General features: G+C 68.3%; 1 protein-coding gene. It reads right to left on the reverse strand.

Annotated features, from left to right (window positions below):
- On the reverse strand, positions 1–240 hold a 240-nt coding region (locus SB822_RS60455), incomplete at both ends, for a transglycosylase SLT domain-containing protein (protein ID WP_410859566.1).

Raw genomic sequence — 240 nt, forward strand, 5'->3', positions numbered from 1 at the left:
GTGACGTAGGGCTGGCCGTACTTGTCCAGCAGCTGGTGCAGGTAGGCGCTGCCGATGGCGATGTTGACGTCCGGGTCGTACAGGCTGGAGGCACCGGTGTAGCTGTCCAGGCCGATCTTCTTCGCCACCCCGGACGCGGTGCCGGGCAGCACCTGCATCAGGCCCATGGCATTGGCCGGCGAGCGGGCGTTGGGATTGAAGATGCTCTCGGCGCGGATCTCGGCGGCGACCCAGGCCGGG

Source organism: Paraburkholderia sp. SIMBA_054, from assembly GCF_046534875.1.
GTDB classification, from domain to species: Bacteria; Pseudomonadota; Gammaproteobacteria; order Burkholderiales; family Burkholderiaceae; genus Paraburkholderia; species Paraburkholderia hospita.